Source organism: Methylomonas rhizoryzae, assembly GCF_008632455.1.
GTDB classification, from domain to species: Bacteria; Pseudomonadota; Gammaproteobacteria; order Methylococcales; family Methylomonadaceae; genus Methylomonas; species Methylomonas rhizoryzae.
Map to the genome: position 1 here is coordinate 997,789 of NZ_CP043929.1, position 25,890 is coordinate 1,023,678.

Below are 25,890 nucleotides of genomic sequence, written 5' to 3' on the forward strand. Positions count from 1 at the left end.
GCATTTGCTGCGAATAATGTTTATAATTGCGCACCAATAGCCCTCGTCGAGAGACGGGGGTTTTTTGTTAGACAGTGTTTTGGAGTGTCTCGTCGCACATGGCGCAAAAGCTTTACATACAGACAAACGGTTGTCAGATGAACGAATACGATTCCGACAAGATGCGGGACGTATTGCAGGCCTCGCACGGCATGGAGTTTACCGAAAATCCGGAGCTTGCCGACGTATTGTTGTTGAACACGTGTTCGATTCGGGAAAAAGCGCAAGAGAAGGTGTTCTCGGCAGTAGGCCGCTGGAAAAAAATCAAAGACAAACGCCCTGACGTGATTATCGGCGTGGGCGGTTGCGTAGCCAGTCAAGAAGGCGCAGCGATTCAACAGCGCGCACCTTATGTCGATATCGTCTTCGGTCCGCAAACCTTGCATCGCTTGCCGGAATTGTTGAATCAGGCGCGCAATGGGGTTAAACACGTCGTCGACATTTCGTTTCCGGAAATAGAAAAGTTCGACAATTTACCCGAGCCACGGGCAGAAGGGCCTAAGGCTTTCGTATCGGTGATGGAAGGCTGCAGCAAATATTGCACTTATTGCGTAGTTCCTTATACCCGCGGCGAAGAAGTCAGCCGGCCGCTTGCCGATGTCGTTGCGGAAGTCGAAACCTTAGCAAAACAAGGCGTCAGGGAAGTCAATTTGCTGGGACAAAACGTAAATGCGTACCGCGGTGTTCTACCGGACGGCGAAATTGCCGGTTTCGCATTGCTGCTGCATTTTGTTGCAGCGGTCGACGGTATCGATAGAATTCGGTTCACGACCTCGCATCCCCTGGAGTTTACCGATGACATCATCGACGCGTTCGCCGAAATTCCGAAATTGGTCAACCATTTACACCTGCCGGTGCAAAGCGGCAGCGACCGCATATTGGCGGAAATGAAGCGCGGCCATAAGCGGGCGGATTATTTGGAAATTATGCGCAAAATTAAGGCGGTGCGTCCCGGAATTTCACTTTCCTCCGACTTTATCGTCGGGTTTCCGGGCGAAACCGATCAAGATTTCGAGGACACTATGTCGCTAATAGAAGAAGTAGGTTACGACTTTTCCTATAGTTTCATATTTAGTGCGCGGCCCGGCACCCCCGCCGCCGAATTTCCGGATAGCGTTGCCATGGATGTGAAAGAGCAACGCCTGCAACGTTTGCAGCAGCGTTTGGCGGAAATGACGCTGGCGATATCCGAGAGTATGGTAGGTTCAGTGCAAAGCGTTCTGGTGGAAGGTAAGTCCAAGAAAAATCCGCTGCATTTGACCGGGCGCACGGAAAACAATCGAGTCGTTAATTTCGCGGCACATCCGCGTCTGATCGGTCAGTTCGTCGACGTGCTGATTACCGAAGCGCTACCTAATTCTCTACGCGGCCGGATAGTGGAATCTTCGCTTGACGGCATAGTGGCTAAGGTTGCATGTTGAACACAGCCGAATTCACTCAAGAAATCACGTTATTACCCGCCGACATTCAGCGCTTATCCAACCTATGCGGTCAGTTGGATGTGCATTTAAGGCAAATCGAACAAAGGTTGCATGTCGATATTTCTAATCGCAGCAATCGTTTCCAAATTACCGGCATAGACGCAGCGGTAAAGGCGGCTTGTGCAGTGGTGCAAAAATTGTTCGAGCTGGCGGAAAAAGAAGAAATTACTCCGGAACAAGTCCACCTCAGTTTGCAGGACGCCAATATCGATCAATTATTGGCTGCGGATTCCGGAACGAAAACGGAGCCGGTTGCCATCAAGACTAAGCGCGGCTTCATTAAAGGACGCGGGCACAATCAACAGGACTATCTGCGTAAAATTCTGACTCACGACATTAATTTCGGCGTAGGTCCGGCCGGTACCGGCAAGACCTATTTAGCGGTCGCCTGCGCGGTGGAAGCCTTACAAAATGAATATGTCAGACGTATCGTGCTGGTACGCCCGGCAGTGGAAGCCGGGGAAAAATTGGGCTTTCTGCCGGGCGATATGGCGCAAAAGGTAGACCCTTATTTGCGTCCGTTGTACGATGCCCTGTACGACATGTTAGGTTTCGAACGGGTCGAAAAGTTATTGGAAAAAAACGTGATAGAAGTTGCCCCCTTGGCTTTTATGCGGGGTAGAACGCTGAACGATTCTTTTATTATCCTGGACGAAGCGCAGAATACGACGACCGAGCAAATCAAAATGTTTTTGACTCGCGTCGGTTTCGGTTCCACTGCGGTTATTACCGGCGATGTCACCCAAATCGATTTGCCCAGCGAAAAGATGTCCGGGTTGAAGCACGTATTGAAAGTGTTAAAAGACGTAGAGGGTATTAGTTTCACGTTTTTTGGCGTAAAAGACGTGGTCAGGCATCCCTTGGTACAGCGCATCGTCGCGGCATACGACCGCTACGAACAACAGGAAGCGTCCCGCTCCAATCCATGAATTTCCTAGAAGTACAAATTGCAACCGAATGCGCGAATATTCCGGGCGAGCAGCAGTTCCAATACTGGGTGGATACGGTGTTGAGCGACGCAACCCGAGATAGCGAAATTGTGATTCGTCTGGTCGACTTTGCCGAAAGCGCCGAATTAAACCAACAATTTCGGAATAAAACCGGGCCGACCAATATCTTGTCTTTTCCTTTCGAGCCGCCGGCGGAAGTCGAGTCCGATTTACTCGGCGATTTGGTAATCTGTGCCCCGCTTATTGCCGAAGAAGCCTTGCAGCAACATAAACCCATTGACCATCATTGGGCCCATATCACCGTACACGGTATACTGCACTTATTAGGTTACGATCACATCGCAGAGCAGGACGCCGAGGAGATGGAGGCCGTGGAAGTCAGAATCTTAACAGTATTGCATATCCCAGATCCCTATCAGGAAGCGAGTACGCCATGAGCGACGGTATCCCCCCGACGAGTCAATCCCATCAGAAAAGCTTATTGGAAAGAATCAGTCATTTTTTGACCGGAGAGCCGCAGGACCAAGAAGATTTGTTGGAAATTCTGCGGGAATCGGAAGAAAAGCATTTATTGGACGCCGATTCGTTGGCGATGATCGAAGGGGTGATGCAGGTTTCGGAGTTGCGGGTCAGAGATATTATGATCCCGCGCTCGCAAATGGTGGTGGTACCCAGAGAAGCCGAGTTAGAAACTATTTTCCCCTTGGTCATCGAGTTTGCCCATTCCCGGTTTCCGGTGATCGAGGAAGACCGCAGCAAGGTTGTCGGTATTTTGCTGGCTAAGGATTTGTTACCGCATGCTTTACGCGATAAAACCGCTAAAGTGGAAGACATCATGCGTCCGGTCGTAGTCGTGCCGGAAAGCAAGCGCTTGAACGTATTGCTCAAGGAGTTTCGTACCGAGCGCAATCATATGGCTATCGTGGTCGACGAATACGGAAACGCCGCCGGATTGGTCACAATAGAAGACGTGTTGGAACAAATCGTCGGCAAGATTGAAGACGAACACGACGACGACGATACCAAGGAATATATTTCGCAGCGCAGCGAACGGGAGTTTATCCTGAAAGCATTAACGCCGATTGTAGAATTTAACGACTATTTCTCTGCGGATTTGGAAGACAACGATTGCGATACGGTGGGTGGATTAATCTTGCAGCGATTAGAACATTTTCCAAAAAAAGGCGAGAAGGTGGAAATAGACGATTTCGTATTCGAAGTTCTACGCGCCGACAACCGTCGCGTTCACTTGCTAAGGCTTAAGCTCAAATAAGCCGCATGATTCAACTTGTTTGTATCGCATTATTGCTATTCCTCGGAGCCAAAGCAGCTTGAGTAGTCGTGGCATACTTCGCAAGACGGAGCGCGGCATACGTATAAACCTTCCGTTTCGCACAATTGTTTATATAAAAACTTTTTCCATTTCATATCCCGGCTATTATGCGCGGCCAATTCCGGAAAATTGTGTTGAAGCATAGCCGTTAGTTCTTTTCGGCTCCATAAGCCCAAATCCTGCCAAAGATGGTCGCTGCCCAAGCAGGCCGCCACGATAATCGTTATCAAAAATTCCGTGACATTGGATTGTTCCCTTGCATACTGACGCAGCAAGTGTTCCAGGTCTTGCTTTTCCAGCATGCGGCTGAAATCCAACGATTTGCCGGAAACTGCATAGTCGGCCAGTGGATAGGCGGGAAACAGGCTAGACGAAAACTGTTCGAATTGTTCGCCAGTCATGCCCAAGGCATCGGGCAATACACCGTCGCCGACCAGCCAGCTCGCCACGATTTGCGCCAGCCAGTGGCTATTGGCGGAGGGTTCGCAGTGGGCGATCAATTCCGCGTAATAGTGTTCTCGAGTATACGAAGCGAGTGCGGGTATAGACATGATGCGGTTCCCCTTCGGTTGGAAATGCCGCACCGGTGACGCATGGGTATGCTGCAAGGCCAGTGTGACATTTTTTACGTGCAGGTTAAGTTAGTATTGAACGCGGATATCTTCGTCGCGCACGATCATTTGGCAGGCTAGGCGCCAATCGGTCGGCAAATCGTCGACAGCCATGGTGTCGATTTGCTCTTGAGTGATTTTGCCGAGTTCCTTCAATACAGTCTTTTCCTTATCGGTCAAAGGACCGCCCATGCGCTGATTTTTCTTGTCGATGCTGGAAACCTGCACGATGCAGGTGCCGCACTCCCCGTCCTCGCAAGAAAAGTTAATGGGGATTTTGTTTTCCAGCGCTAACTTCAGCACGGTTTGAGTATGGCTGCCGGCAACGGCGTAAACCGTTTTGTCCCGGTATTCCGGACTGGTAAATGTAATTAAAGCCATGATGAGTACCTCTAAACGTTATGCGGGTTTGACGCAGATTTTGCCGCCTAACACCTGTGCTTGGCAGGCTAAACGGTTGTGTTTGCCGGCCATGTTTTCCCTCAGAATTTTGTCTTCCAATACCGAAGGCTCGCTGAGATGATTCCAGCCTTCGGTCACTTTCATCAAACAGGTGCCGCAGTCGCCTTCGCGGCAGCCGTAGGTAATGCCTGAACCGACTTTTTCGGATATTTCTATTACCCGAGTTCCAGCCGGAACGGTTACGGTCACACTTATATCTTCAAACGTAATGGTCGCTTTCGCCATTGATAACACTCCGTAAATAATAACAAGCACGAAAATAACCGACTCCGCGGTATCTTCGTTTGGTTTTCGCCCCAATTTAGCGGCGATAAATACCCGCTTCGTACCGAATGCGGGTGACCCGCGCGTCAAGTGCGGGTTTGGTCTTCGGACTCGTCTAATTCAGAGTCGGAAGGCCTCACATCAGGTCTGAAATATCGAGAGTTTTGGCGGCTCTGATGCCCATCAGCTCTTGGGCAAGCTCGAGGCCGAATGCTTTACACTCCACGATTTCCGCGTCGGTAGGGATCAACTTAACTCGGAGTCCGGGTACCGGAACTCTTAACTTCAAACCTCTCAACCGGTCTTCGACCAGTCTGACGCCTTCGCCCGTCCATCCGTAAGAGCCGAATACCCCGCCCAGCTTGTTTTTCAAGTTGACGACGGTTAACGAAGACAACAAATCCCAAATCGGCTTGACGGCATCGCCGTTAATGGTCGGCGTGCCTAGCACCAAACCGTCCGCTTCTTCGATTAAATCTACGAATGGAGAGACTTCGCCGCCTTCCAGGTCGTACAAAGAAACCCGGACTTCAGGTACTTGCATGGCTCCCTGGTAAATGGCCTCCGCCATGCGGCGGGTGTTGCCGTAAGAGCTGATGTAGAAAATCAACAAGGATTTTTGCTGGGGACTGATTTCGCTATGCAGCGCGGGGCTGGACAACTGCCGGTAACGATTGATGTATCGATCGGGGCGGTCGCGTAATATCGGCCCGTGGGTAGGGGCGATCAGTTTGAGCGGCAAGGGTTCGATCAACTCCAGGGCGTGCAGTACGTATTCTTTAAATGGGCGCATGATATGCGCGTAGTAGTATTCGAACGAAAAGCGAAAATCGCCAACCTGATCGTTGAATAAACGTTGGTCGCAAAAGTGGCAGCCGAAGACATCCCCGGAAAACAAGGTTTGTTCTTCCGGTACGTAGGCGCATTGGGTATCCGGCCAGTGCAAGTAAGGGGTGTGCAAAAAATGGATGCTGCGATCGCCTAGCGAGACAAAATCGCCGGTTAACACCGGTTTGTAGCTCAACTCGTCCTGTTTGAGCAGGCCTTTTAACATCGATTGCGCCTTTTGCGAGATGAACAGTTGCGCCTGCGGCGCGCGGCGCATCAGTTCCGGAAGTGCGCCGGTATGGTCGGGCTCCAGATGATTGAGGACGATGACTTTGATTTCGGAATAGTCGGCGATGCTTTCCAAGCGGGCAAAAAAGTCGCCGGCAAAGCCTTCTTTAACGGTGTCGACCACTGCAACGCCGGTACTGCCACGGATCACATAGGCGTTGTAGCTGGTACCGTTAGCGGTTCTCAAGATAATATCGAATGTGCGCAGATTAGGGTCCAGCGCACCGACCCAATGGACGCGTTCAGACAATGCTACCGCTTGAGGGGCCCCTGCGGCATTTGTCAATATGGCGGCGTTCATGGGCTGCATGCTTGTTGCCTATGTTGCCGGGTACAGGTTTCCGGATCGTTGGCGTCCCGATTCGTATCCAAACCCAGCCACGCGTCTATCTGTTCCGCCTCGAATCCGGCGCGCCGTTTGCCGTCGACTTCCAGCAGCGGGCGTCTGATCAAAATCGGGTCTGAGACCATCAATTCGATTGCTTCCGGTTCGCTCAGAATATCGGGATTGATGGCACCGCTTTTAATCGCCGGTGCGCTTCGGTTAAACCATTCCTGTACCGGCATGGAGCCGAAGAATGAACGCAATTTAGCGCGATCTTGTTTCCAAGGTTGCTGAAGTAGATCGTACACTATCAGCAAATGTCCGGCTTTGGACAAGAGTTGCTTTTGCTTGTTGTTGTTTATACAACCGGGCTTTTCATAAAAATGCACTATTGCCATAACAATTAATGCGCTTGCAATGCTGCCATGGCCTCCGCCATTTTTTCCGGTGGAATGCCGGTCAGCGAGCCGGGCGGATTGATTTCCATGCCTTTGGCATCCAGGATTGCGCCTTCGATCGGACAAATCGTTGCGCATTGCGGCGTATCGTAATCGCCGTCGCATTCGGTGCATTTTCTAGGGTTGATCAGAAAATGTGCCTCGGCTTTGTAGATGGCTTTGCTTGGGCACAGAGGTTCGCAGGCGTAGCAATTAACGCAGGTATTGATAATCTTTAAAGCCATGACATCACCTTAACTTGTTCTTTCGTTTTTAATTAAAGTGGCAGGCCGGCTTGCTTATCCATAAGCCAGCCTGCCGACGAGTCCATCTGCGCTATGCATCGATCTGTTCGAAAAGGTGCCTAAGGCTATTCTTTTCGAAGCCGGCTAGGCGGGGTGCCTAGCCGGTTATCGATCAAGCGGTAGCGCGTATTCTGCCTTCCGCGTCGTCCAGTTTGCCGGCAGCCGCCATTTCCTCGTAGACGGCCATGACGGCTTCTTCGATCGGCTCCATCGCGTGTTCGCCGTTGGGTTGGATGCCGGCTTTTTCCAGCATATCCCAAGGTTCATAACCGATCTTAGAGCACAGAACGACTTCGCAGCCTTCCAATGCACGAATGGTGCGTTGCAATACGCTTTCGCCGTCGCCGCAGGTGTCGTCGCCGCTGCAATACAAATCGGTTTTACGGTGGCTCATGAAACGAACGCCGTTCGGAGAGGCTTCGTAAATCAAGAACTCTTTCGCGTGGCCGAAATGTTGGTTGATGACGCCTTGACCGCTGGTCGCGATAGCCATCAATACCGGACGGGTGTCGAGTTTTTTCGCTTCGGCATGCTTAGCGGCCGCTTCATCTTTCTTGGCGCGTTTGCTGTGCATCTCTTCGGCAATGGCTTCGTGGATGACTTTGCGTTTTACCATGGCGGATTGATAATCGATTTCCATCTCTTCGATTTTATCCAGCGTGAACTCGTCGCCGCGGTCTTCACCCAACAAGCCAACCGCGTCCGCCCGGCATTGGCGGCAATGGCGCATCATGTTCATGTCGCCGGAGCAGGCGTCTTGCAGATCCATCAATTCGTCTTGAGTCGGTCCGCGTTGGCCCATTACCCCAAAGAACGTGCCGTGTTCCGCTTCGGCGATCAACGGCATGACGTTGTGCAGGAAAGCGCCTTTGGTTTTGACGATTTTGCTGACTTCGGCCAAATGCTTGTCGTTAATGCCGGGAATCATGACCGAATTGACTTTGACCAAAATGCCTTTTGCAACCAGCATTTCCAAGCCTTTTTGCTGTTGTTCGATCAGGATGCGGGCACCTTCCACACCTTTAATGCGCTTGTTTTCCCAGAAAATCCAAGGATAAATTTGCGCACCGATTTCCGGGTCGACGCAGTTGATCGTGATGGTCACGTGATCGATGTTGTGTTTGGACAATTCTTCGACCGATTCCGGCAATGCCAAACCGTTGGTGGACACGCAGAGCTTTATGTCGGGCGCGTCTTCGCTCAGGCGGCGGAAGGTTTCGAACGTCCGGTCCGGATTGGCTAACGGATCACCGGGGCCGGCAATGCCCAATACCGTCATTTGCGGAATGGTAGCCGCCACCGCCATGGTTTTTTTCACGGCTTGATCAGGGGTCAGCAGCTCGGAAACCACGCCTGGGCGGGATTCGTTAGAGCAATCGTATTTACGGTTACAGTAATGACATTGAATATTGCACGCCGGCGCGACTGCTACGTGCATGCGGGCAAAATAATGGTGAGCGTCTTCCGAATAGCAGGGATGATTTTCCACCTTGGCGCGGATTTCGTCCGACAAATGACCCAGTTGGTCGTCGGATGAGCCGCAAGAATGGGATGAACAGCCGCCTGCACTGGCAGCTGGGGTTTCGTTTAATACTGGCAATTCCATGAATGTCACCTCGCTTGATTTGGTTCGATTGCTTTCAAGCATAGGTTGTGCCAAATCATAATTTATTGAAATATATGATTTCTTTGGTTAAATACCGCCTGTATTTGTCGGAAACCAAACAGGATGCCTTCTCGCCGATGTGTTTTAGTTGACAAATTTGTAATTTCCACATTTAACGGAAGGGTTTGATTTTTATGGCAATGAATAGAGGTGGATGGCACAAGAGCCATCGGCATGACGCGCGGGTTGTGTAACCCGCGTAGGGTTAGGAGCGCCTATCGGTTCGCCGTTATGGACGGATACCATGCATTGGGAATGGCAGATAAATCACAGGTTGCGGCAGGGGCGGCCGACCCGACGTCCGTGTCCGGGTCAGGGGGGCGGTTTGCCTTCGCTTAAACCGGTCGTGCGAGCACCAAATTACTGCGAGGTGTTGGCGCCGGCCGGCGCGTAAGCGCTGACGCTGATCTCCAAATCCGGTTGACCTTCCTGGCCTTTTTGTCTTAAGCGCAAGGCGCCGCTCAACGAAGCCGGGGTGGCGGAGGTGCAGCCGCTTTGGACGAAAAACCAGGAGGAATCGCGTTGCGAGGAGCCGTCAGGATCCTGGTAATTGACGTCGGTGGTGAAATCCACCCAATTGGTGCTGATAGGCGCCACGCTGGTCAAAGGTTGTGCACTGTCGCCCGGCTGGTGCACGACCGAGGTGTAAGTCAGGCCGGCCCGGTATAACACTTCGTCGGATTGCTGGGCGCCGCGGGTGACGAAATTATAGCCGGCGGCAATGGGGCCGCGGTCTCTATACCCTGCCCGCACCACGTCGTTGATTTCGAAATATTGGGTGCCGGCGGTGTTGGGGTCGTAATCGACGTTGTTCAAGCGAATTTTCACCCCGTACACGCAACTGGTACCGGCGGAGTTGCGCCACACCCGGTCGGTCAGAGTACCGATGGTGATGCCGTTGATTATGATGTTGCGGGAGGTGGAGGCTTTTTGCGAGTAACCGGATACCGGCGGACTGTTGGACGGTACGGCGCAGGTGTTGTTTTCGCCGCCGTTGGGCGAAAATGTCGGCGGGGTGGATTCGTCGGAACCGAAATCGCCGGTCAAATTACAGGTGACGTAGGCCGAGGTGCCGCCGGACACCGGCACGCCGGTGTCCGGCAGGCTGACTAGACCGGTCGCCAACGCGCCGGAAGAGACGGCCAGACCGCCGAGCAAGCCGCTGATCATCGAGAGTTTTTGCATAGTAGTTTCCGTTTGAAGTGAAAGTAAGCCGGCGCCTTAGCAAAGCCGGTAAGAAAAGGCATCCGTGCCGGAGCGCGGTTAAAAACCGTGTCCTATGCAGGTCGTGACCTGCACTCCATCTACCGTGACGCCGTCCGGACAGACGGCGGCGGTGAAATCGGTGGCGGCGTCGATCACGGCGTGCTCCGTGTTTTGCGCATCCGCCAAATTGGCGCCGTGCAGGTCGGCGCCGGAGAAATCGCTGCCGGCCAGATCGGCGCCGGCCAGATCGGCGTTTTGCAGGTCGGCGCCGTTGAAATCGGTATCCGCTAAGTAGGCCGAACTCAAATCGGCAGCGTTCAGCTCGGCTCCGGCTAAACTCGCGCCGGTTAAATTGGCGTAGGCCAGTTTGCCGTTGGCCAGTTGCGCGCCTTGCAGATTGCTTTCCGCCATTTGCGCGCCGCTCAACGTGGCGCCGTTCAACTTGGCGGCGCTTAAGTCGGCTTGATTCAGTTGGGCGCCGTACAAATTCGCGTCGGAAAAATCGGCATGGTTCAAATCGGCCCCGGCGGCGATTAGCGGGTTGTTGCCGCCGGTTTGCAGTTTGGAGAAATTGGCGCCGGCCGCTTGGGTCTGCGGGCTCAAAGTCAGGGAGCCTATGACCGCAGAACCGCTCAAATCGGCGCCGCGTAAATTGGCTTGCCCCAACTCTCCGGCCAAGCGGGCGTTGCGCAGAATCGCGCCTTGCAGGTTCAAGTCCTTCAAATGGTCTGCGGTACTGAAATCGCACTGGCTCATGTCGCGCAACAGTTCGGGATGGGCGCAAGCGAAAGGGTCCGGGCCGGCTTGTCGTTCGGTGGGCTGCCAGGCTTGCGGATGTTCGTCCGGCGGCAGATTTTGGTTGGCGTCTATCAGGCTTTGATAGACGACTTGCCGGTAGCGCACGCTGTCGTTCAGGCCGTACACCGGCTGCTCGCCCCAGTCGCCACGAAATTCGCCGGCCGCTCTGGCGGTCGGAGCGGCTTGCGTGTCACCGTCGAGGCCCAGTCCGACGAATACCCGGTCCCAGCCGAGATCGCTGTCGTCATTCCCTGATGGGGATTGCCGCGCGGAGACATCCGTCCCGGCCGAGGCGTGTGCAGTATGCGCGCGCGCTGAGTGTCCGCTCGCCTGCGTTTGCCGGCCGTCGAGCCATAATTCGGCCAAGGCGATAGCCATAACTACGGCGAGTAGTGAGAGTCCTAAGGGTCTGGTGCGACTAGTCATCATGCGGTACCGGGATCAGCGGGGAGGTTGCAGTGCGAGCCGGACATACCGGCCGCAAAAGACTAGTGGGATAAGGCGGATTTGCGTATAGGAAAAACTCCTTAAATTCATTGAAATATAAAGGAATTTTTCCCATATATGGCCGGGGTGTGGTCTTGTAGAATGCCTTAGGCCGTTAGAGGCGGCTGGTCGATTGATTTCGTTTGCCCGTCAACCCTTCACCGCTTGCATGCCCGCATTACTCTCCCGAATTGTTTTCGCCGCCGGCCCGGCGGGCCGTGTTCAACGCGTTTTGTTAGCCGGTCTATGCGGGTTGGCCGCCGACGCGGCGTGGTGTCAAGCACCGCAAGCGGAGGAGTCGCCAACGGTTTTGCAGGAAATTGCGGTAGACGAGGCGACCGAACTGGAAACCGTAGTGGTGGAAGAGAAAGCCGCAACCAAACTCGGGCCATTGGAAGGTCTGCTGTTGGAAAAGGAGCAAATCCCCGGTAACGTGCAATCCTTGAGCGGCGAGGAGATCAAGGCCTCGTTCGCCACCAGTATGGGCGATTTGCTGAACAGCCGGCTGCAGTCGATCAACGTCAACGATTACCAGGGCAATCCGTTTCAAATGGACATCAGTTTTCGCGGGTTTTCCGCGTCGCCGCAGCTTGGTACCCCGCAAGGCTTGTCGGTGTTCGTCGACGGGGTACGGGTCAACGAGCCGTTCGGCGACGTCGTCAATTGGGATTTGGTGCCGATGAATGCCTTGTCCGGCGTGGATGTGTTTCCCGGCTCCAACCCGCTATTCGGCTTGAATACTCTGGGCGGGGCGCTGTCGCTACGTACCAAGAACGGTTTCGACGATACCGGAACCTCGTTGCGCTTTACCGGCGGTTCCTGGGATAGAAAAAAAGGCGAATTGACCGCCGGTTGGAATAACGGCACCTTGGGCGGCTTTATCGCCTTTACCGGTTTCGACGAGGAAGGCTGGCGGCAAAACTCGCCGTCGCAAGTCAATCAAGGTTTCGCCCGCCTGGATTTACGTGGGGACAATTACGCGTTGCGCTTCAGCAGCTTGCTGGTCGGCAACGAATTGTTGGGCAACGGCTTGGTACCGACCAGTTTGTACCGGCAGGATCCGAGTGCCGTATTCACTTCGCCGGACGCGACCACTAACGAGCTGCAACAATTCACCTTGGGCGGCGAATTGTTTTTTAACGACGAGCTCAGTCTGACCGGACAAATTTATCGGCGCGACAGTAGCCGCCAGGCGGTAGCCGGGGATATTTACGAGGACTTTTCCGAGATGGAGGCCGGGGATTTGGACCGGCCGATGCAGGCGAACGGCACGCTGACCGGCGATCCGGTTTGTCTGTATCAGGACGTCAACCACGACGGCTTGCCGGATTACGGCTTGGACCGCGACGGCGACGGCTACGTCGATAGCGGCACGCTGAACATGGAAAATTTGTCTCTAGCCGACAGCAACTATCTGGTTCGTTTGCCGTCGTTGAATTTTCCATGCAGCAAGGTCAAATACGACCGTACCAGCGGGCCGCGCGACGGTGCGGCCGGCGACAATACCGATCCGATTTCCACCGATCCCAGGCATTCGCCCAGCGGGGTCGTCCAGGGTACGCCCATCGGTGTCATCAGCAAGACTGCGGTCGGTCAATTGACCGACGGCGCTTCCTTGCAATTGAACTGGAACGGCAAACAGCATAAATTCATGTTCGGCGGTTCGATCGACGACGCCAATACCGATTTCGCCACCAGCCAGCGTTTGGCTCTGATAGACGCCAGCCATAGGGTGTACAGCGATCCGAGTGCACTGGATCCGATTTATACCGCCGGGCAGCAAGATATCGTCAACAATAGTTTTGCGGGCAAGTCGACTACTCTCAGCGCCTATTTCAGCGAAACCTATTCGCCTTGGGACAACTTGCACTTGAGCGTATCGGGGCGCTTTAACCGCACCCGAGTCAAAAACCGCATGCGCGCCCGGACCCGGGCCGGTTTCGAAAGCTTGAGCGACATTCAAAACCTCAATCAATACCGGCCCAACGTCATCGTCTGTCCGTCGAACGATCCGGCTTCCTGCCCCAACGATCCGAATTATCAGGACCGTTCTTGGTTGTCCGACGTGTATTTGTCGCAAGATCCGTATTGGGGCTTGGGCCAATATTCGGAAACGCCGACCTCGGAAGTGTTCGACTATCTGTCGTTCAATCCGTCGGCCGGCATCAGCTATTTGCCGTTTAAAGACCAAGACGTGCCGTATCGGGACCTGAACCCGTTTTTCAACTGGAGCCAAGGTACCCGCACCCCGTCCAGCGTCGAATTGGGTTGTGCTTACGACGGTACCTTGGTCAGACAAACGCCGGGCGATCCCAATTCGCCGCTGATCCCGAAAAGCTTGGCATCGGTCGGCGGCGCTTGCACCCTGCCTACTGCCTTGTCCGGCGATCCGTATCTGCCGCAAATTTTCGCCGATTCGTATGAAGTCGGCTTGCGCGGTAAGGCCTTCGGCGATTGGAACTGGAATGCCGGTTTGTATCGCACCGATATTCGCGACGATATTTATTTGGTGGGCATCACCGCCGACCGCAGTTTTTTCGACAGCATAGGCGAAACCCGGCGGCAAGGCATCGAATTCGGCTTCAACGGCAAGGCCGGCATTGCCGACATCAGCGTCAATTACGGCTATACCGATGCGACTTTTCAATCGCATTTGTTCATGCTCAGCGCACACAACAGCAGCGCAGCCGTGGTCAGCCCGGACGCCAGCTACGGCCAAGTGTTGTACGACGAGACCGGCCGCCCGCTACGGGCTTTGAACGATATGATAGAAGTGCGACCGGGCGACCGCATGCCGGGCATCCCGCTGCACAACATCAACGCTTCGTTAAACTTGCACCTGACCGAGCAATGGCAATTCGGCATCACCATGGTGGCGCATTCCTCGTCGTACGCGCGCGGTAACGAAAACAACCAACACAGCCAGGGGGCTTACGAATATTACTATGGCTTTAACGAGCAGGGCGAGCGGGTGTTGTTGAAAGGCCGGCAGTTCGCCGACGAGGGCAAAACGCCGGGTTACGTGGTGTTTCATCTGAAAACCCGATACGAAGTCGGCAACGGTTTGGCATTTTTTGCCATGGTCAACAACCTGTTCGACCGCGAATACGCCACCGCCAGTCGGCTGGGGGTCAATCCGTTCTCGCCGTCTATTCGCGGCGCCGTGGGCGGCAGCGGTTGGAATTACAATTCCGCGGAATGGCTGAGCAGCACCTTCATCGGCCCCGGCGCGCCGCGCGCCTATTGGGCCGGGGTGGAGCTGAACTTTTAAGCGCGTCCTGCATTGTGCCGGTTCGGGTTACCATAGCGCCGCTTTAAACCATCGAATAATCAGACACAAACAGGAGCAACATGGAGATTTTATTGATAGGCGCGGTCGCTTGCATGGCGGCCTTAATCGCATCGGCGTGGCTGATGACTTTCGCCCGCTGGTTTCCGATTCCGGGCATAGACGGAAAATTTCTGGTGGATTACAAAACCATGATCCGCGCCCACGTCGATTATGCGCTGATGGCCTTGTTCAACTTGGCTTTTTACGGCGTGGGCATCGATTTGCCGGTGTTCGCCTGTTGGTGCGTGGCAATCGGCGGCTTTGCCAATCCCACGGTATTCGTCATCGCCGCATTCGACCCGGATTTCTGGCAGAAAAATCATTGGCGGGTATACACCGCAATCAGCTTTGCGCTAACTACTATCGGTTTTATCGGAGTGGGCGCGGCGCTGTTGAGTCGCGCTTTGTAACGGCCCCCCGGCGTTTCTAAAGGCTTGGAAGCGCAATGTACAAAGGCTTAGCACTCTTTCCGCTCGGGCGCACGCATGGCTAGCTCTCGGTTGACGAATGGTTTTTCAGGTAGGGTAAAAATTCCTGATCTTCGATCAACATATGTTTGGCGATGAGTTCGTGGACTAAAAATCCGAATAGTTCGCTGGTTCCTAATTCGCCGCGGCGAAACGCGGCTACGCGCTGCAGGGTTAACTCGCTAAGGCGCTTATGGCAGCTCGTGTGGTGCTCCAGATTGGGAAAGCCGATTTGGGCTAGCACGGTTTCTTCGTCGTGAAAATGCTGCTGCAGCGTTGCGACCAGATTGTTCAGAATGGCCGCGGCTTGCGGGGACGGGGTTTTGGCGATAGCGGCCGCTAATAAATCGTTCGCTAATTGGAACAAGGTTTCATGCTGATGATCGATTAATTCGTTGCCGGTTTTGTAGGTGTTGTTCCAGCTCAGTTTCACTAAGCCGGCCGGATAATGGGCGTTACTCGCCGCGGAACAGTCGGCGGCTTGTACTTGGTTGCGGCCGTGTTTTTTGGCGGCGTAAAGCGCTTGGTCGGCGCGTTTAAGCAGGACGTTCAAATTTTCCGGGCCATGATTCAGCGTTGCAACGCCGATCGAAATAGTGGCCCGCACCGGAATGTCGTCTTTGTTCGCCAAGTCGGCGGCGGATACCGCTATGCGCAAACGTTCGGCAATCTGTTTGCCTTCCTCGCAAGCGGTCTCCGGCAGAACCGCGGCAAACTCCTCGCCGCCCAGTCGGCCGACTTGGTCCGCTTCTCGCAAGGTTTGACGCAAAATGCCGGCCACTTGCTTGAGTACTTGATCGCCGGTGTCGTGACCGAATCTATCGTTGATCGCTTTAAAATAATCTATGTCCAGCATCAATAGCGTTAAGGCCGAGCCGTAGCGAACAGCACGGGCCAATTCGACTTCCGCCAATGCCATAAAATGCCGGCGGTTGGCGATTTCGGTTAAAAAGTCGGTATGCGCCTGGCGTTCCAGTTCGGCTTCCGTTTGCGAATGTTCTATGGCGATGGCGGCAAGGTTGGCCGCGCTTTCTATCAGTTCCAAGTCCTGCTCGCTCGGCGCCTGCGGATGATGGTGATAGATTCCGAAGGTGCCGAGTATCCGGCCTTTGGACGATAAAATCGGTTCGGACCAGCAGGCCGCTAACTTGGCCGATGCGGCCAGTTCTTTATAAGGCGCCCAGTAAGGGTGGGTTTGAATATTCTCCACGATGACTCGTTTGCGGGTGGCGACCGCGCTGCCGCAAGAACCTACGCCGACGCCAGTGCTGATGCCGTTAATCGCCTCGTTGTAAAACTCCGGCAAACTGGGTGCGGCACCGTGTATCAGGTGTTGGCCGTCCCGGTCCAGTAACAGGATGGAGCACAGCATCCCCGGGTTTTCGGCTTCCAAATTGTGCACGATGTCCAGCAAAATCTGCGGTAACGATGCGCCGGTAGCAATTAATTCCAGGGTCGATTTTCGGGCTTGATCGTGCTGTTCGGCGCGCCAACGGTCGGTGATGTCGTGAAAGCTGACCAAGCGGCGGTTGCCGACCCAATTGACGATCATGTCCACCCGCCGAATCGAGCCGTCCTTGCATGTCACCGAAGCTTCCAGTTGCGGCGGCTTGAGGCCTTTAGAGCGAGCCTCGGCGGTTTCCTGCACCCACTTGGCGACGACTTGGTTACGGTAGTTTTCGTCCGGGTAAGCCAGCCGGTACCAATGCTCTATCGTGGGAATGTCGGTTAAGTTGTAACCAAACAAATCGATAAAGCGTTCATTGATGTACTCTATTTGGCCGTTCACATTCGACCAGCCTATGCCGATGGGCGAAGAATCCAAGATGGCCTGGAGTTGTATCCGGCTGTCGCGTAGTGCATCCGCCGTTCGCTCCCGTTCCTCGATTTCGGCCAATAATTGCCGGTTCGTTTCAGTGAGTTCGGCGGTGCGCCGGGCGACGTGGCGGGACAGATTTTCATTCAAGTCCGCAAGACGCTTTTCGGTGTCCCTCTGTTTTAAGCGGTTCAAACCGTTGCCGGCCAACATTTGCGCCAACTGCACGTAGAAGTTCATGATAGGTTTGATACGCTCGCGCTCAATGATAGGCACGGCCCGAATCGCCGTAAGATATTCCGCCTCGTCGAAACCCATTTGTTGCGCTTGTTTGCGAAAAAACTCCAAATCGGGCGGCTCGTGCAGCACCTGGCCGAAATGTAAGGTCGCCAATGACCGGCCTTCCACGATGATAGGCGTGGCGTAATCGAATAGACCGTTAGTGCATGCGCAGCCGCAGTATTGACCTTCCGCCACGCTGTCCGCCAAGGCGCAGTTGCTTTGTTGGCAGCGCTCCAAGGTTCGCGGGGTGGCGCGGTGAAAATCCGTGCAGACTTTTTGCCAGCCGGCCGCGCTGATAATCTGATTGTCGGTGTCGATCAAACCATGAAGTATGCCGGTCGCTTCATATAACGATTGCAGCAAACTGTGAAACTGTTCGATGTCGACCAAGTCGGAAAAGCGGTAGTTCATCGATATGTTGTTGATGCCATGGTTTGAGAGAGGGGGTACGTTGTGATTATCGGCGGGAATGCGCCTTTAATACAAAATTGCGAAACATAGTGTGAAGGCGTTTGAAAAATAAGCTGCAGCTATCATAGCGTCAATGTTGTTAAACCGTAACGAATGGGTGGCCCCACGGCGTCTTTCCATGTGCTGACGATTTTAGCTTGGCCGTTGCGGCAAGGTTGCTGCCATTCGAGAAGTGCCGGTCATGGTGGGCTTAACCAATAGCGGCGTTGCGAAGCGCGCCAAGTTTGCATGTCCAGATGGTTGCCGGTTACGGAGGCTACAATCGCACCGCTCCGGCCGGTGATCAATACGGAAGCGCCCAATTGTTGGTAGCGGGCATTAACGGCAGGATGCGGAAAGCCGAAACGGTTGGCGTGACCTGCCGGAATGAGTACCCAAGCCGGTTTGATTTGCTGCAAAAATGCCGGGCTCGAAGAGGTTTTGCTGCCGTGGTGCGGGGCAATCAAAATAGTGCTGGCCAGGCTGCCGCCATAGCCGCTTGTCAAACTATCCTCGGCTGCGCGTTCGATGTCGCCGCTGAACAATACGCCAAAGTGCGGGCCGTTGATTTGCAAGACGCAAGAGTTGTCGTTTTCCGAGGCAAAGGGGTGTTCCAGCGGGCCAAGCATGCGAAAGCCAATCCCGTTCCATTCCCACTGCTGGCCGGCGCGGCAATAGCGACCGCGCTGTTGTTTGGCCCAATAAGGGGCGCTACTGTAGATGGTGTCGACCGGCATCTCGGCCAGTAAAGAGGCGGTGCCTCCGCTATGGTCATTGTCGGCGTGGCTTACTATTAGCGTGTCGATTCGGCGGATTCCGCGGTAACGCAAATACGGCAAGACCACGCTTTCGCCCATGTCGGCCTGTTCGGAGAAACGCGGGCCGGTATCGAAGACCAGTACGTGCTCCGAGGTTTCCAGCACGGCCGACAGACCTTGGCCGACATCTAACACGCTTAAGCGAAAATCGCCATGTTGCGGTAGGTCGCGTGTCGGAAACAGCAGCGGCAGGCAAAACACCGCGCACCAGTGCCGGCCCGGCAAGCCGCGCGGTGCCAAGGCTAAAGCGACGCCGGCCAGTGCGCATGCGAGCGCGAAGGACGACGGCGCCGGCAGTGAGACACTGGCGGCGGGAATGGTAGCCAACAGGTTTAGCGCATCGCATAAGCCATTGATGATAAAACCAAGCGGCCAAAGCAAAACGCCGGCTAATTCGCTGGATAGCAAGCCTAGAGCGGCTGCCGATAACGCAACCGGGGTGACGATTAAGCCGACCAGTGGGACCGCCAACGCGTTGGCAATGGGGGCGATCAGCGAGGTTTGCTGAAAAAACAGAATCAATAGCGGCGTCAAGCCGGCCGCCATGGCGATATGTAGCGTAACGGCGCGCCGCCAAGCCGAATCCGGTACCAAACGTCCGCCGGATATATACAGCAAGCAAGCGACGGCGGCGAACGATAGCCAGAAACCGGGCGAAATCACGGCCAACGGATCGAAAGCGGTGACGGCAACCAAGGCCAAACAAAGGGTGCGGCTCGCCGAACTATGCCGCTGCCAAGCCAAGGCCAGCAGGGCTATGCTTAACATGACCAGGGCGCGTTGTACCGGTATGGTCAAGCCGGCTAAGCCGGCGTAGAGCAAGGCCGCCGACCATGCCGCCGCTGCCGCGATTGCGGGAGGCGCTAGTTTGCCGGGCCCCAGCCAAGCGGCGGCCCGGCCGGCGGCCCAAAACACCAGGCCGGCGATCAGGCTGACATGGGCGCCCGAGATGACCATGAGATGAATCACGCCGGTGCGGCGGAACAGCTGCCATTGCGGACGATCGATTTGTTGCTGATCGCCTATCGTCAGCGCTTTGACGATGCCTAAACCAGCCTCGGCCGGCATGGCGAGATCGAGGTTGTCGGAAATGCGCTGCCGCCAGGCGGCTAGCGTTCTGGTCGGCGAGAACGGCGGGGATGTTACGTGTGCCGCGGTCGGGTTGGTTCGCACGTAACCTGTGGCGTCTATCCCGTTGGCGAACAGCCAGGCCTCGTAGTCGAAGCCGCCGGGATTGCTGCGTCCGTGCGGGGCTTTCAGGCGTACTGTCAATGCCCAACTTTGTCCGCCTTTTAGCAGGGGAGTAGGTTCGTACCAGCTGAGACGAATTTTTCCGGGAATGCCGGGCGCGGCTTTCAGCACCGCGAATTCGAAGCTGATCCTATGCTGATCGATGCGCGGCAAGTCGGCAATATAGCCCTCAATGCGAACATCACGGCCTTCCCATTGTGCATCCAAACGCTGGGCCAAGCGCCAGTGGCCGAATAACGACGCCCACAATATTGCCGACAACAACGCACACCCCCAGTGTCGCAAGCCTAGCCGGGTGCGGCCGAACGTGAAAGTCAAGGCGCACAGCGCTAGAGCTTCCGGCACATCCGGCAAGCGGGTCAATTGTTGTACCCAGGCTATCCCGGCTACGAAGGCGAGCGACCACCACATGGGGTTGCGGTGTCAGCGCATCTCCGGAGAATTTTGCGCGGCTAGGCTGCGTTTTGTACACTGGCGGATTTTATTAACCGGTTGCTTATTCATGTCGTTCAACCTGCCTCACAATTTGCTGCGTAAGATTTGGCGTCAATCTCATGTGTTTTTAGCCTTGGCGGTCGGGCTGTTGTTTGTACTGCAGGGAATTACCGGCAGCTTCAGCGTTTACCGGGAAGAGTTGGATAAGCTGTTCAATCCCGAGCTGCATGTCGAGGCCAAGGCGAATCAGTTTTTGCCGTTAGATACAATATTAGCGGAAATTCGAAAAGCCCACCCGGATAGACACGGTTCTTGGGTCTTGGAAATGCCGGTAAGTTCTGACGGTGTGCTGACGGCCTGGTTCGAAAAACCGCGCGAAAGCGTAGATCTGTGGTACGCACCGCTGATGGTTGCGGTGGATCCTTATACGGGGCGGGTGCTCGCCAATCGGTTTTGGGGGCAAACCTTGACTACCTGGGTGGCCGATTGGCACAGCCATTGGTTATTGGACGCGGCCGGCAGAGTTTGGGTGGCACGTTTGGCTGTACTGCTGATGCTATCCGTGCTCAGTGGCTTGTGCCTGTGGTGGCCGGGACGGAGCAATTTGCTCAAGGCGTTGCGCCTACGCCACGATGCGGGTTTGATGCGCTTATTAATGGACAGCCATCGGCTGCTGGGACTTACGAGCGCGATTTTGCTATTGCTGCTGGCATTTACCGGTTTTCATCTGGCCAATCCGGCATTGTTGGAGGCGTGGACCGGGGCTGGCGGCATGGGGCACGGCGATGCCGGGCCGAATGTCCGCAGTACCGCGGTGCCTAACGGCAGACCGATTTCAGTTGAGGAAGCGGTATTGGTCGCCCGCGGCCTGTTTCCGAGTTCCGAATTGCGGCGAGTCACTACCCCGGCCGGAGAATTGGGAACTTACAAAGTCAATTTGCGGCAGCGGCGCGAACTCAATCAACGCCACTCGTTTACTACGGTGTGGATAGACCGGTGGAGCGGGCAGATTCGCGCGGTCAACAATCCGATTTTATACACGCCCGGCCAGACCTTCACCACCTGGCAATGGCCGCTACATACCGGCGAGGCCTTCGGTAGCGGGGGGCGTTTGTTATGGTTTTTGCTGGGGTTCGTACCGTTGTTGCTGTGGACTAGCGGCGTTGCCCACTGGTTATACCGCCACGGGCACTTGCAGGATAAAGCCGTCCGGCCGGGCTTGTGGGCGCGAGCTTTGCCGGCCAGGCTGTTAAATGCGGGTAAAAATCTAATTTTGCTGCTGTTGACTTGGTGGAATGGTTGTAAATACCTGACACGTTGGGCGGTCGCATCCGGTGCGCGCCGATTTCGGGTTTTCGCCGCGCAGTGTAGAGAGCGCTTAAACCGTGGCGAATAAAGCGGACCGTACTGCCATTTCATCAAAATCTCAAGGACAAGAGCAGCGCTTAGCCTGAATCTTGTCCTTGAGAGCTAAGGCATTATTGGTCGAGTGTTTCGCAGCTGCGGTATTTTTCGCCGTTGTTGCAAGTGTCGGTGCCGGGGCCGCCGCTGAGTTTATCGGTGCCGTCGCCGCCGTCCAGGGTATCGTTGCCGGCGGAGCCGTTAACGATGTCGTTGCCGGTGCCGGTGGTAACGGTGTCGTCGCCGTTTTGACCGTTAACCCGATTGCTGCCGTCGCCGGCGTGGATTTCGTCGTTGCCGTTGTTGCCGTTGATGCGGTCGGCGCCGGGGCCGGTAATGATAATGTCGTTGCCGTTACCGCCGTTGATGACGTTGTTGTCCGGGCCGGCGATTAAATAATCGTCGCCGTTGTTGCCGTTGATGACGTTTTTGCCGTAGCCGCCGTCTATCGAATCGTAGCCGTCGCCGCCCTTGATGTTGTCGTTGCCGTCCAAGCCACAAATGATATCGTCACCCTTACCGCCGTTAATGATGTTGTTTTTGCTGTTGCCGATAATAACGTCGGAGGCATTGCTGCCTTTGATGGTGACTTGGGTGGGAAATACGAAAATATCCGGGTAAAAACCGAAACATTGGTAAGCGCCGCGGTCGTGCAAAAACACGTCGTCTTTGTTATTGGTATCCCCAAGGGCAATGTCGGTAGCGACCGAGTCAAATACGATAAAGCGGCCGTTAGCCGATATGCTGGGATTGGCACTGCTGCCGTTACCGGCTTGCCCGTAAGGCGCGATCCAGGGCGGTATGTACGTGGCTACCGATACATTGTTGACACGCCCGTATTGGGTATCGCCGACCAGGATTTGGTTGACGTTGTTCGCTCGATAGCTGTAAACCACATAGCGACCGTCGCTGCTGATCGTGGCATTCGAGGAATAGGCGTTTTCCAACGAAGGGCTGACCATGCGGGCGAATGGCGGGTTATTGTGTTCTTGGTACTTCCTGTCCAGCACGTAAATATCGCGCAAGCCGTTGTAGTCCCCTGTGATGAGATTCGTGGCATCGGATTCGAACGCGACGTAAACCGCATCAGCCGAAATGCTGGGTGCGTAGCTGTCGCCGTCGGCCAATACGCCGTCGGCGGTTTGGCTGACTCTAAGCGTTTGCGCTTGAGCCCTATCCCGTAAATAGATGTGGTATTTAGCGTTGCTGTCGCCCGCCACCAGATTACCGGCTATTGAACTGAACGCCACGAATTTGCCGTCGCCGGATAGGGTAGGACTTTCGCTGGGGCCGTTGGCTTGGGTATCGGTGCCGGCCACGGATATTCTCTCGGTGGCGCCTGCCACCCATTCGCGGACGAAGATGTCGACCAGGCCGTTGGTGTCGCCCGCGACTAAATTTGTCGCCTTGGATTCGAAAGCGATCGTGCTGCCGTCGGCCGAAATGGCCGGATGTTGACTGAAGTTGTCGGCTTGACTGCCGTCGCTTTTCACCGAAACTCGAATGGTGTCGTCGGTTTGCCTATCGTGTAAAAACACGTCGACCGCTTTATTGCTGTCGCTGTCGACTAAATTAGTGGCGGCGGATTCGAAGGCGACGTAACGGCCGTTAGCCGAGATCGTCGGATGGTTGCTGGCCGCGTTACCGACGATGCCGTCGGAATTGACCGAAATCAGTTCGACTTCGCCGGAAACGATATCTACCAGATAAATATCGGCCTTGCCGTTGTTGTCGTCTTGTAACAGCGGCGCCAGCGATTCGAAGACCACGACGCTGCCGTCGGCGGATACGCTCGGATTTTGGTTGGCGCCCGCCACTTGTTGTCCCGAGGACGTTAGAGAAATGCGGGTCGTCGTCGGTACGGCGTTTGCAGCGTTGGAAAGTAATATCGCCGAAAACAGTAATATCCAGGGGAAACCGTGCACGCGCGATGCAATGCGGGCGGCAGAGCAGGTCATAAATGCGCTCCTGTCGGAAAATTAGTAAATGTAAACATATGTTAACAAATTGAATCGGTCGCTGAGCTATGTACTTTGGGGCGAGGAGGCAGGCGTATCCGCGCCTTGCTTAAACCTGATAGAATTCTTAAGTGCTTCCCAAGCTACGCAGAGTGTAGAAATGCCTAAAAAAATAATAAAAAAATATTTACCGGATCCCGAAAAAATCAAATCGATAAAAAGCTTGCAGTTTTTAGGCGATCGTTTGCATGACCCGAATTTGTGGCATTTAAATCGCCATTCGGTTGCCTTGGCATTCGCGGTCGGCCTGTTTTTCGCCTGGGTGCCGTCACCGACGCAAATGGCGATGGCCGCTGCCGGAGCATTGTTCGTTCGCGCTAATTTGCCCATTTCGGTTGCGCTGGTATGGATTACCAATCCGATAACCATGCCGCCCTTGTTTTACTTTGCTTATTTAGTGGGCATTTGGTTGTTGAATAAACCGCATTTCGACGGCGAATTTGCGCTGGACAGCGTATTTTCCAGCATGGCCGACATCGGCGGGCCGTTTTTGTTCGGTTGCTTGGTGGTGGGGGTTACCTGTTCCGCCGCCGGTTATTTCGGAATGAACGCTTTTTGGCATTGGCATGTTGCCCACCGTTGGAAGGTGCGTAAACGGCAGCGCGCAGAAAGACGGCAGCAATCTTGAGTGCCGGCATCAGGGCGATGCTGCTAGCCGCCGCCCTGATTCTTAGGCGCTAAGCCCTCGCCTCGTTTGCCGAATAAACGGCAAATGCAGGGAGTTACCGTTTGTAAGCGCTCGTCGCGCTAACAAAACCATTTTACAGGTTCCAAACTATTTGTGCTGGCGGCATGACCGGCAGATACAACTGGTTTACCAAGTTTCCAATCTTAATCGGCCATAACCGAACTTTCGGGCTTGACCGGCCAGCGCAAGCCTCGCGCCTCATAAGTCATCAAATCGCTAAAAACAAGCCCGCACTATCGGTAGGGACGGCCTTGATATGCGCAAACTTCTGTTTAGGGTATGCCTTGTTGAGATAACGCCGGTAGCAGACGGCCACAAAACCACATGATCTATGTTGGTTACATGACATCGGCTAACAAATTGTCGTTATGCATCCACGCCTTGATTGTGGTTATTTTAAAAAAATATAATATAAACAGGATGTTGTGGGTAAAAAACTGTTTGGCATGGCCATTGCATTAATAGCATTGTCATTAACAACACGCCCACAAGAGGAGAATGTCATGGCATTACGTCAATGTGCTATATACGGTAAAGGTGGTATCGGTAAATCGACCACTACGCAAAATCTGGTTGCGGCTCTGGCTGAAGCCGGCAAAAAAGTCATGATCGTCGGCTGCGATCCTAAAGCCGATTCTACCCGTTTGATCCTGCATGCGAAAGCGCAAAACTCCATCATGCAAATGGCTGCCGATGCCGGTAGCGTTGAAGATTTGGAACTGGAAGACGTATTGAAAGTCGGCTACGGCGACGTTAAATGCGTTGAATCCGGCGGTCCAGAGCCCGGCGTAGGTTGCGCAGGCCGTGGTGTTATCACCGCTATCAACTTCTTGGAAGAAGAAGGCGCTTACGACGACGACTTAGACTTCGTATTCTACGACGTATTGGGTGACGTTGTTTGCGGCGGTTTCGCTATGCCTATCCGCGAAAACAAAGCCCAAGAAATTTACATCGTATGCTCAGGCGAAATGATGGCTATGTACGCTGCCAACAACATCGCTAAAGGTATCGTGAAATACGCTAACTCCGGCGGCGTGCGTTTGGCCGGTTTGATCTGCAACAGCCGTAACACCGACCGCGAAGACGAGCTGATCATGGCTTTGGCAGAACGCATGGGTACTTTCATGATCCATTTCGTGCCACGCGACAACGTTGTACAGCGCGCTGAAATCCGTCGTATGACCGTTATCGAATACGATCCAACCGCGCAACAAGCTAACGAATACCGCGCTTTGGCTCAAAAAATCATCGAAAACAAAAAATTGGTCATCCCAAGCCCGATCACCATGGACGAGCTGGAAGACTTGTTGATGGAATTCGGCATCATGGAAGCGGAAGACGAATCCGCTATTGGTAAAACTGCTGCTCAAGAGTAATTAGCCAAGCAGGGTGGGGTTGCCTTGTGCTGTCCCACCCTTTAAACGGCGAGCAGTACTCGTTGCTTGCCAACGATT

At 54.5% G+C, this 25,890-nt stretch carries 21 protein-coding genes; 9 read left to right on the plus strand and 12 right to left on the minus strand.

Annotation, left to right across the window (positions count from 1 at the left end; translation table 11 throughout):
* The first annotated feature begins 98 nt into the window (after positions 1 to 98).
* From miaB to F1E05_RS04695, 4 genes are read left to right on the plus strand one after another with little or no spacing between them, the layout of a single operon-like run.
* A complete protein-coding gene (miaB, locus tag F1E05_RS04680) occupies positions 99 to 1,460 on the plus strand; it encodes a tRNA (N6-isopentenyl adenosine(37)-C2)-methylthiotransferase MiaB (protein WP_150047193.1) in 1,362 nt (453 codons plus the stop codon).
* Complete coding sequence (locus F1E05_RS04685; RefSeq protein ID WP_150047194.1) at positions 1,454 to 2,449, plus strand: PhoH family protein; 996 nt, start codon at positions 1,454 to 1,456, stop codon at positions 2,447 to 2,449. The genes miaB and F1E05_RS04685 overlap by 7 nt, the downstream gene beginning before the upstream one ends.
* The gene (gene ybeY / locus F1E05_RS04690; protein WP_150047195.1) at positions 2,446 to 2,907 is read left to right on the plus strand and encodes an rRNA maturation RNase YbeY; all 462 of its coding nucleotides are present in this window, start codon (positions 2,446 to 2,448) and stop codon (positions 2,905 to 2,907) included. The genes F1E05_RS04685 and ybeY overlap by 4 nt, the downstream gene beginning before the upstream one ends.
* Positions 2,904 to 3,743, plus strand: coding sequence for an HlyC/CorC family transporter (locus F1E05_RS04695; RefSeq protein WP_150047196.1), 840 nt, complete (start codon positions 2,904 to 2,906; stop codon positions 3,741 to 3,743). Before ybeY ends, F1E05_RS04695 begins: the two co-directional genes overlap by 4 nt.
* A gap of 35 nt (positions 3,744 to 3,778) precedes the next feature.
* Here F1E05_RS04695 and F1E05_RS04700 read toward each other — a convergent pair whose 3' ends face one another.
* The 9 genes from F1E05_RS04700 to F1E05_RS04740 form a co-directional block, all read right to left on the minus strand.
* The gene (locus tag F1E05_RS04700; RefSeq protein ID WP_150047197.1) at positions 3,779 to 4,354 is read right to left on the minus strand and encodes a nitrogen fixation protein NifQ; all 576 of its coding nucleotides are present in this window, start codon (positions 4,352 to 4,354) and stop codon (positions 3,779 to 3,781) included.
* A 90-nt stretch (positions 4,355 to 4,444) separates the two neighbouring features.
* Positions 4,445 to 4,795, minus strand: coding sequence for a 2Fe-2S iron-sulfur cluster-binding protein (locus F1E05_RS04705; protein WP_150047198.1), 351 nt, complete (start codon positions 4,793 to 4,795; stop codon positions 4,445 to 4,447).
* A gap of 18 nt (positions 4,796 to 4,813) precedes the next feature.
* Positions 4,814 to 5,101, minus strand: a complete 288-nt coding sequence (locus F1E05_RS04710; RefSeq protein WP_150047199.1) for a 2Fe-2S iron-sulfur cluster-binding protein — start codon at positions 5,099 to 5,101, stop codon at positions 4,814 to 4,816.
* A 175-nt stretch (positions 5,102 to 5,276) separates the two neighbouring features.
* Complete coding sequence (locus tag F1E05_RS04715; protein ID WP_232056784.1) at positions 5,277 to 6,566, minus strand: FprA family A-type flavoprotein; 1,290 nt, start codon at positions 6,564 to 6,566, stop codon at positions 5,277 to 5,279.
* A complete protein-coding gene (locus tag F1E05_RS04720; RefSeq protein ID WP_150047200.1) occupies positions 6,554 to 6,979 on the minus strand; it encodes an ArsC/Spx/MgsR family protein in 426 nt (141 codons plus the stop codon). Before F1E05_RS04720 ends, F1E05_RS04715 begins: the two co-directional genes overlap by 13 nt.
* Positions 6,980 to 6,984: 5 nt before the next feature.
* The gene (locus F1E05_RS04725; protein WP_150047201.1) at positions 6,985 to 7,263 is read right to left on the minus strand and encodes a 4Fe-4S dicluster domain-containing protein; all 279 of its coding nucleotides are present in this window, start codon (positions 7,261 to 7,263) and stop codon (positions 6,985 to 6,987) included.
* A gap of 172 nt (positions 7,264 to 7,435) precedes the next feature.
* Positions 7,436 to 8,929: a nitrogenase cofactor biosynthesis protein NifB gene (gene nifB / locus F1E05_RS04730; protein WP_150047202.1), complete on the minus strand. Its 1,494-nt coding sequence runs from the start codon at positions 8,927 to 8,929 to the stop codon at positions 7,436 to 7,438.
* 420 nt (positions 8,930 to 9,349) lie between these two features.
* Positions 9,350 to 10,174 carry a hypothetical protein gene (locus F1E05_RS04735; RefSeq protein ID WP_150047203.1) on the minus strand — a complete coding sequence of 275 codons (825 nt, stop codon included), beginning with the start codon at positions 10,172 to 10,174 and terminating at the stop codon, positions 9,350 to 9,352.
* Between the two features lie 78 nt (positions 10,175 to 10,252).
* Entirely contained in the window at positions 10,253 to 11,371 is a 1,119-nt protein-coding gene (locus F1E05_RS04740; RefSeq protein WP_190303250.1) for a pentapeptide repeat-containing protein, read from the minus strand.
* Between the two features lie 277 nt (positions 11,372 to 11,648).
* Between F1E05_RS04740 and F1E05_RS04745 the strand changes: the two genes are divergently transcribed.
* A complete protein-coding gene (locus F1E05_RS04745; protein ID WP_150047205.1) occupies positions 11,649 to 14,750 on the plus strand; it encodes a TonB-dependent receptor in 3,102 nt (1,033 codons plus the stop codon).
* A gap of 80 nt (positions 14,751 to 14,830) precedes the next feature.
* Complete coding sequence (locus F1E05_RS04750; protein ID WP_150047206.1) at positions 14,831 to 15,220, plus strand: hypothetical protein; 390 nt, start codon at positions 14,831 to 14,833, stop codon at positions 15,218 to 15,220.
* Positions 15,221 to 15,299: 79 nt separating this feature from the next.
* Here F1E05_RS04750 and F1E05_RS04755 read toward each other — a convergent pair whose 3' ends face one another.
* Together F1E05_RS04755 and F1E05_RS04760 are read right to left on the minus strand one after the other, a co-directional pair.
* Complete coding sequence (locus F1E05_RS04755) at positions 15,300 to 17,786, minus strand: diguanylate cyclase (protein ID WP_150047207.1); 2,487 nt, start codon at positions 17,784 to 17,786, stop codon at positions 15,300 to 15,302.
* A 239-nt stretch (positions 17,787 to 18,025) separates the two neighbouring features.
* Positions 18,026 to 20,305, minus strand: coding sequence for a DNA internalization-related competence protein ComEC/Rec2 (locus F1E05_RS04760; protein ID WP_150047208.1), 2,280 nt, complete (start codon positions 20,303 to 20,305; stop codon positions 18,026 to 18,028).
* 91 nt (positions 20,306 to 20,396) lie between these two features.
* Between F1E05_RS04760 and F1E05_RS04765 the strand changes: the two genes are divergently transcribed.
* A complete protein-coding gene (locus F1E05_RS04765) occupies positions 20,397 to 21,725 on the plus strand; it encodes a PepSY-associated TM helix domain-containing protein (RefSeq protein WP_150047209.1) in 1,329 nt (442 codons plus the stop codon).
* An 82-nt stretch (positions 21,726 to 21,807) separates the two neighbouring features.
* Here F1E05_RS04765 and F1E05_RS04770 read toward each other — a convergent pair whose 3' ends face one another.
* Positions 21,808 to 23,688 (minus strand): PD40 domain-containing protein, encoded by a 1,881-nt coding sequence (locus tag F1E05_RS04770; protein WP_150047210.1) that lies wholly within the window; start codon positions 23,686 to 23,688, stop codon positions 21,808 to 21,810.
* Between the two features lie 160 nt (positions 23,689 to 23,848).
* Here F1E05_RS04770 and F1E05_RS04775 point away from each other — a divergent pair, with 160 nt between their 5' ends.
* Both F1E05_RS04775 and nifH read left to right on the plus strand, forming a co-directional pair.
* Entirely contained in the window at positions 23,849 to 24,376 is a 528-nt protein-coding gene (locus tag F1E05_RS04775; protein ID WP_150047211.1) for a DUF2062 domain-containing protein, read from the plus strand.
* Between the two features lie 563 nt (positions 24,377 to 24,939).
* Positions 24,940 to 25,812 carry a nitrogenase iron protein gene (gene nifH, locus F1E05_RS04780; protein ID WP_150047212.1) on the plus strand — a complete coding sequence of 291 codons (873 nt, stop codon included), beginning with the start codon at positions 24,940 to 24,942 and terminating at the stop codon, positions 25,810 to 25,812.
* Positions 25,813 to 25,890: the final 78 nt, after the last annotated feature.

Bases quoted from the DNA above. Each gene is read 5' to 3' on its own strand.
- miaB (WP_150047193.1), top strand. From the start codon at position 99: ATGGCGCAAAAGCTTTACATACAGACAAACGGTTGTCAGATGAACGAA.
- F1E05_RS04685 (WP_150047194.1), top strand. From the start codon at position 1,454: ATGTTGAACACAGCCGAATTCACTCAAGAAATCACGTTATTACCCGCC.
- ybeY (WP_150047195.1), top strand. From the start codon at position 2,446: ATGAATTTCCTAGAAGTACAAATTGCAACCGAATGCGCGAATATTCCG.
- F1E05_RS04695 (WP_150047196.1), top strand. From the start codon at position 2,904: ATGAGCGACGGTATCCCCCCGACGAGTCAATCCCATCAGAAAAGCTTA.
- F1E05_RS04700 (WP_150047197.1), bottom strand. From the start codon at position 4,354: ATGTCTATACCCGCACTCGCTTCGTATACTCGAGAACACTATTACGCG.
- F1E05_RS04705 (WP_150047198.1), bottom strand. From the start codon at position 4,795: ATGGCTTTAATTACATTTACCAGTCCGGAATACCGGGACAAAACGGTT.
- F1E05_RS04710 (WP_150047199.1), bottom strand. From the start codon at position 5,101: ATGGCGAAAGCGACCATTACGTTTGAAGATATAAGTGTGACCGTAACC.
- F1E05_RS04715 (WP_232056784.1), bottom strand. From the start codon at position 6,566: ATGCAGCCCATGAACGCCGCCATATTGACAAATGCCGCAGGGGCCCCT.
- F1E05_RS04720 (WP_150047200.1), bottom strand. From the start codon at position 6,979: ATGGCAATAGTGCATTTTTATGAAAAGCCCGGTTGTATAAACAACAAC.
- F1E05_RS04725 (WP_150047201.1), bottom strand. From the start codon at position 7,263: ATGGCTTTAAAGATTATCAATACCTGCGTTAATTGCTACGCCTGCGAA.
- nifB (WP_150047202.1), bottom strand. From the start codon at position 8,929: ATGGAATTGCCAGTATTAAACGAAACCCCAGCTGCCAGTGCAGGCGGC.
- F1E05_RS04735 (WP_150047203.1), bottom strand. From the start codon at position 10,174: ATGCAAAAACTCTCGATGATCAGCGGCTTGCTCGGCGGTCTGGCCGTC.
- F1E05_RS04740 (WP_190303250.1), bottom strand. From the start codon at position 11,371: ATGGCTATCGCCTTGGCCGAATTATGGCTCGACGGCCGGCAAACGCAG.
- F1E05_RS04745 (WP_150047205.1), top strand. From the start codon at position 11,649: ATGCCCGCATTACTCTCCCGAATTGTTTTCGCCGCCGGCCCGGCGGGC.
- F1E05_RS04750 (WP_150047206.1), top strand. From the start codon at position 14,831: ATGGAGATTTTATTGATAGGCGCGGTCGCTTGCATGGCGGCCTTAATC.
- F1E05_RS04755 (WP_150047207.1), bottom strand. From the start codon at position 17,786: ATGAACTACCGCTTTTCCGACTTGGTCGACATCGAACAGTTTCACAGT.
- F1E05_RS04760 (WP_150047208.1), bottom strand. From the start codon at position 20,305: ATGTGGTGGTCGCTCGCCTTCGTAGCCGGGATAGCCTGGGTACAACAA.
- F1E05_RS04765 (WP_150047209.1), top strand. From the start codon at position 20,397: ATGTCGTTCAACCTGCCTCACAATTTGCTGCGTAAGATTTGGCGTCAA.
- F1E05_RS04770 (WP_150047210.1), bottom strand. From the start codon at position 23,688: ATGACCTGCTCTGCCGCCCGCATTGCATCGCGCGTGCACGGTTTCCCC.
- F1E05_RS04775 (WP_150047211.1), top strand. From the start codon at position 23,849: ATGCCTAAAAAAATAATAAAAAAATATTTACCGGATCCCGAAAAAATC.
- nifH (WP_150047212.1), top strand. From the start codon at position 24,940: ATGGCATTACGTCAATGTGCTATATACGGTAAAGGTGGTATCGGTAAA.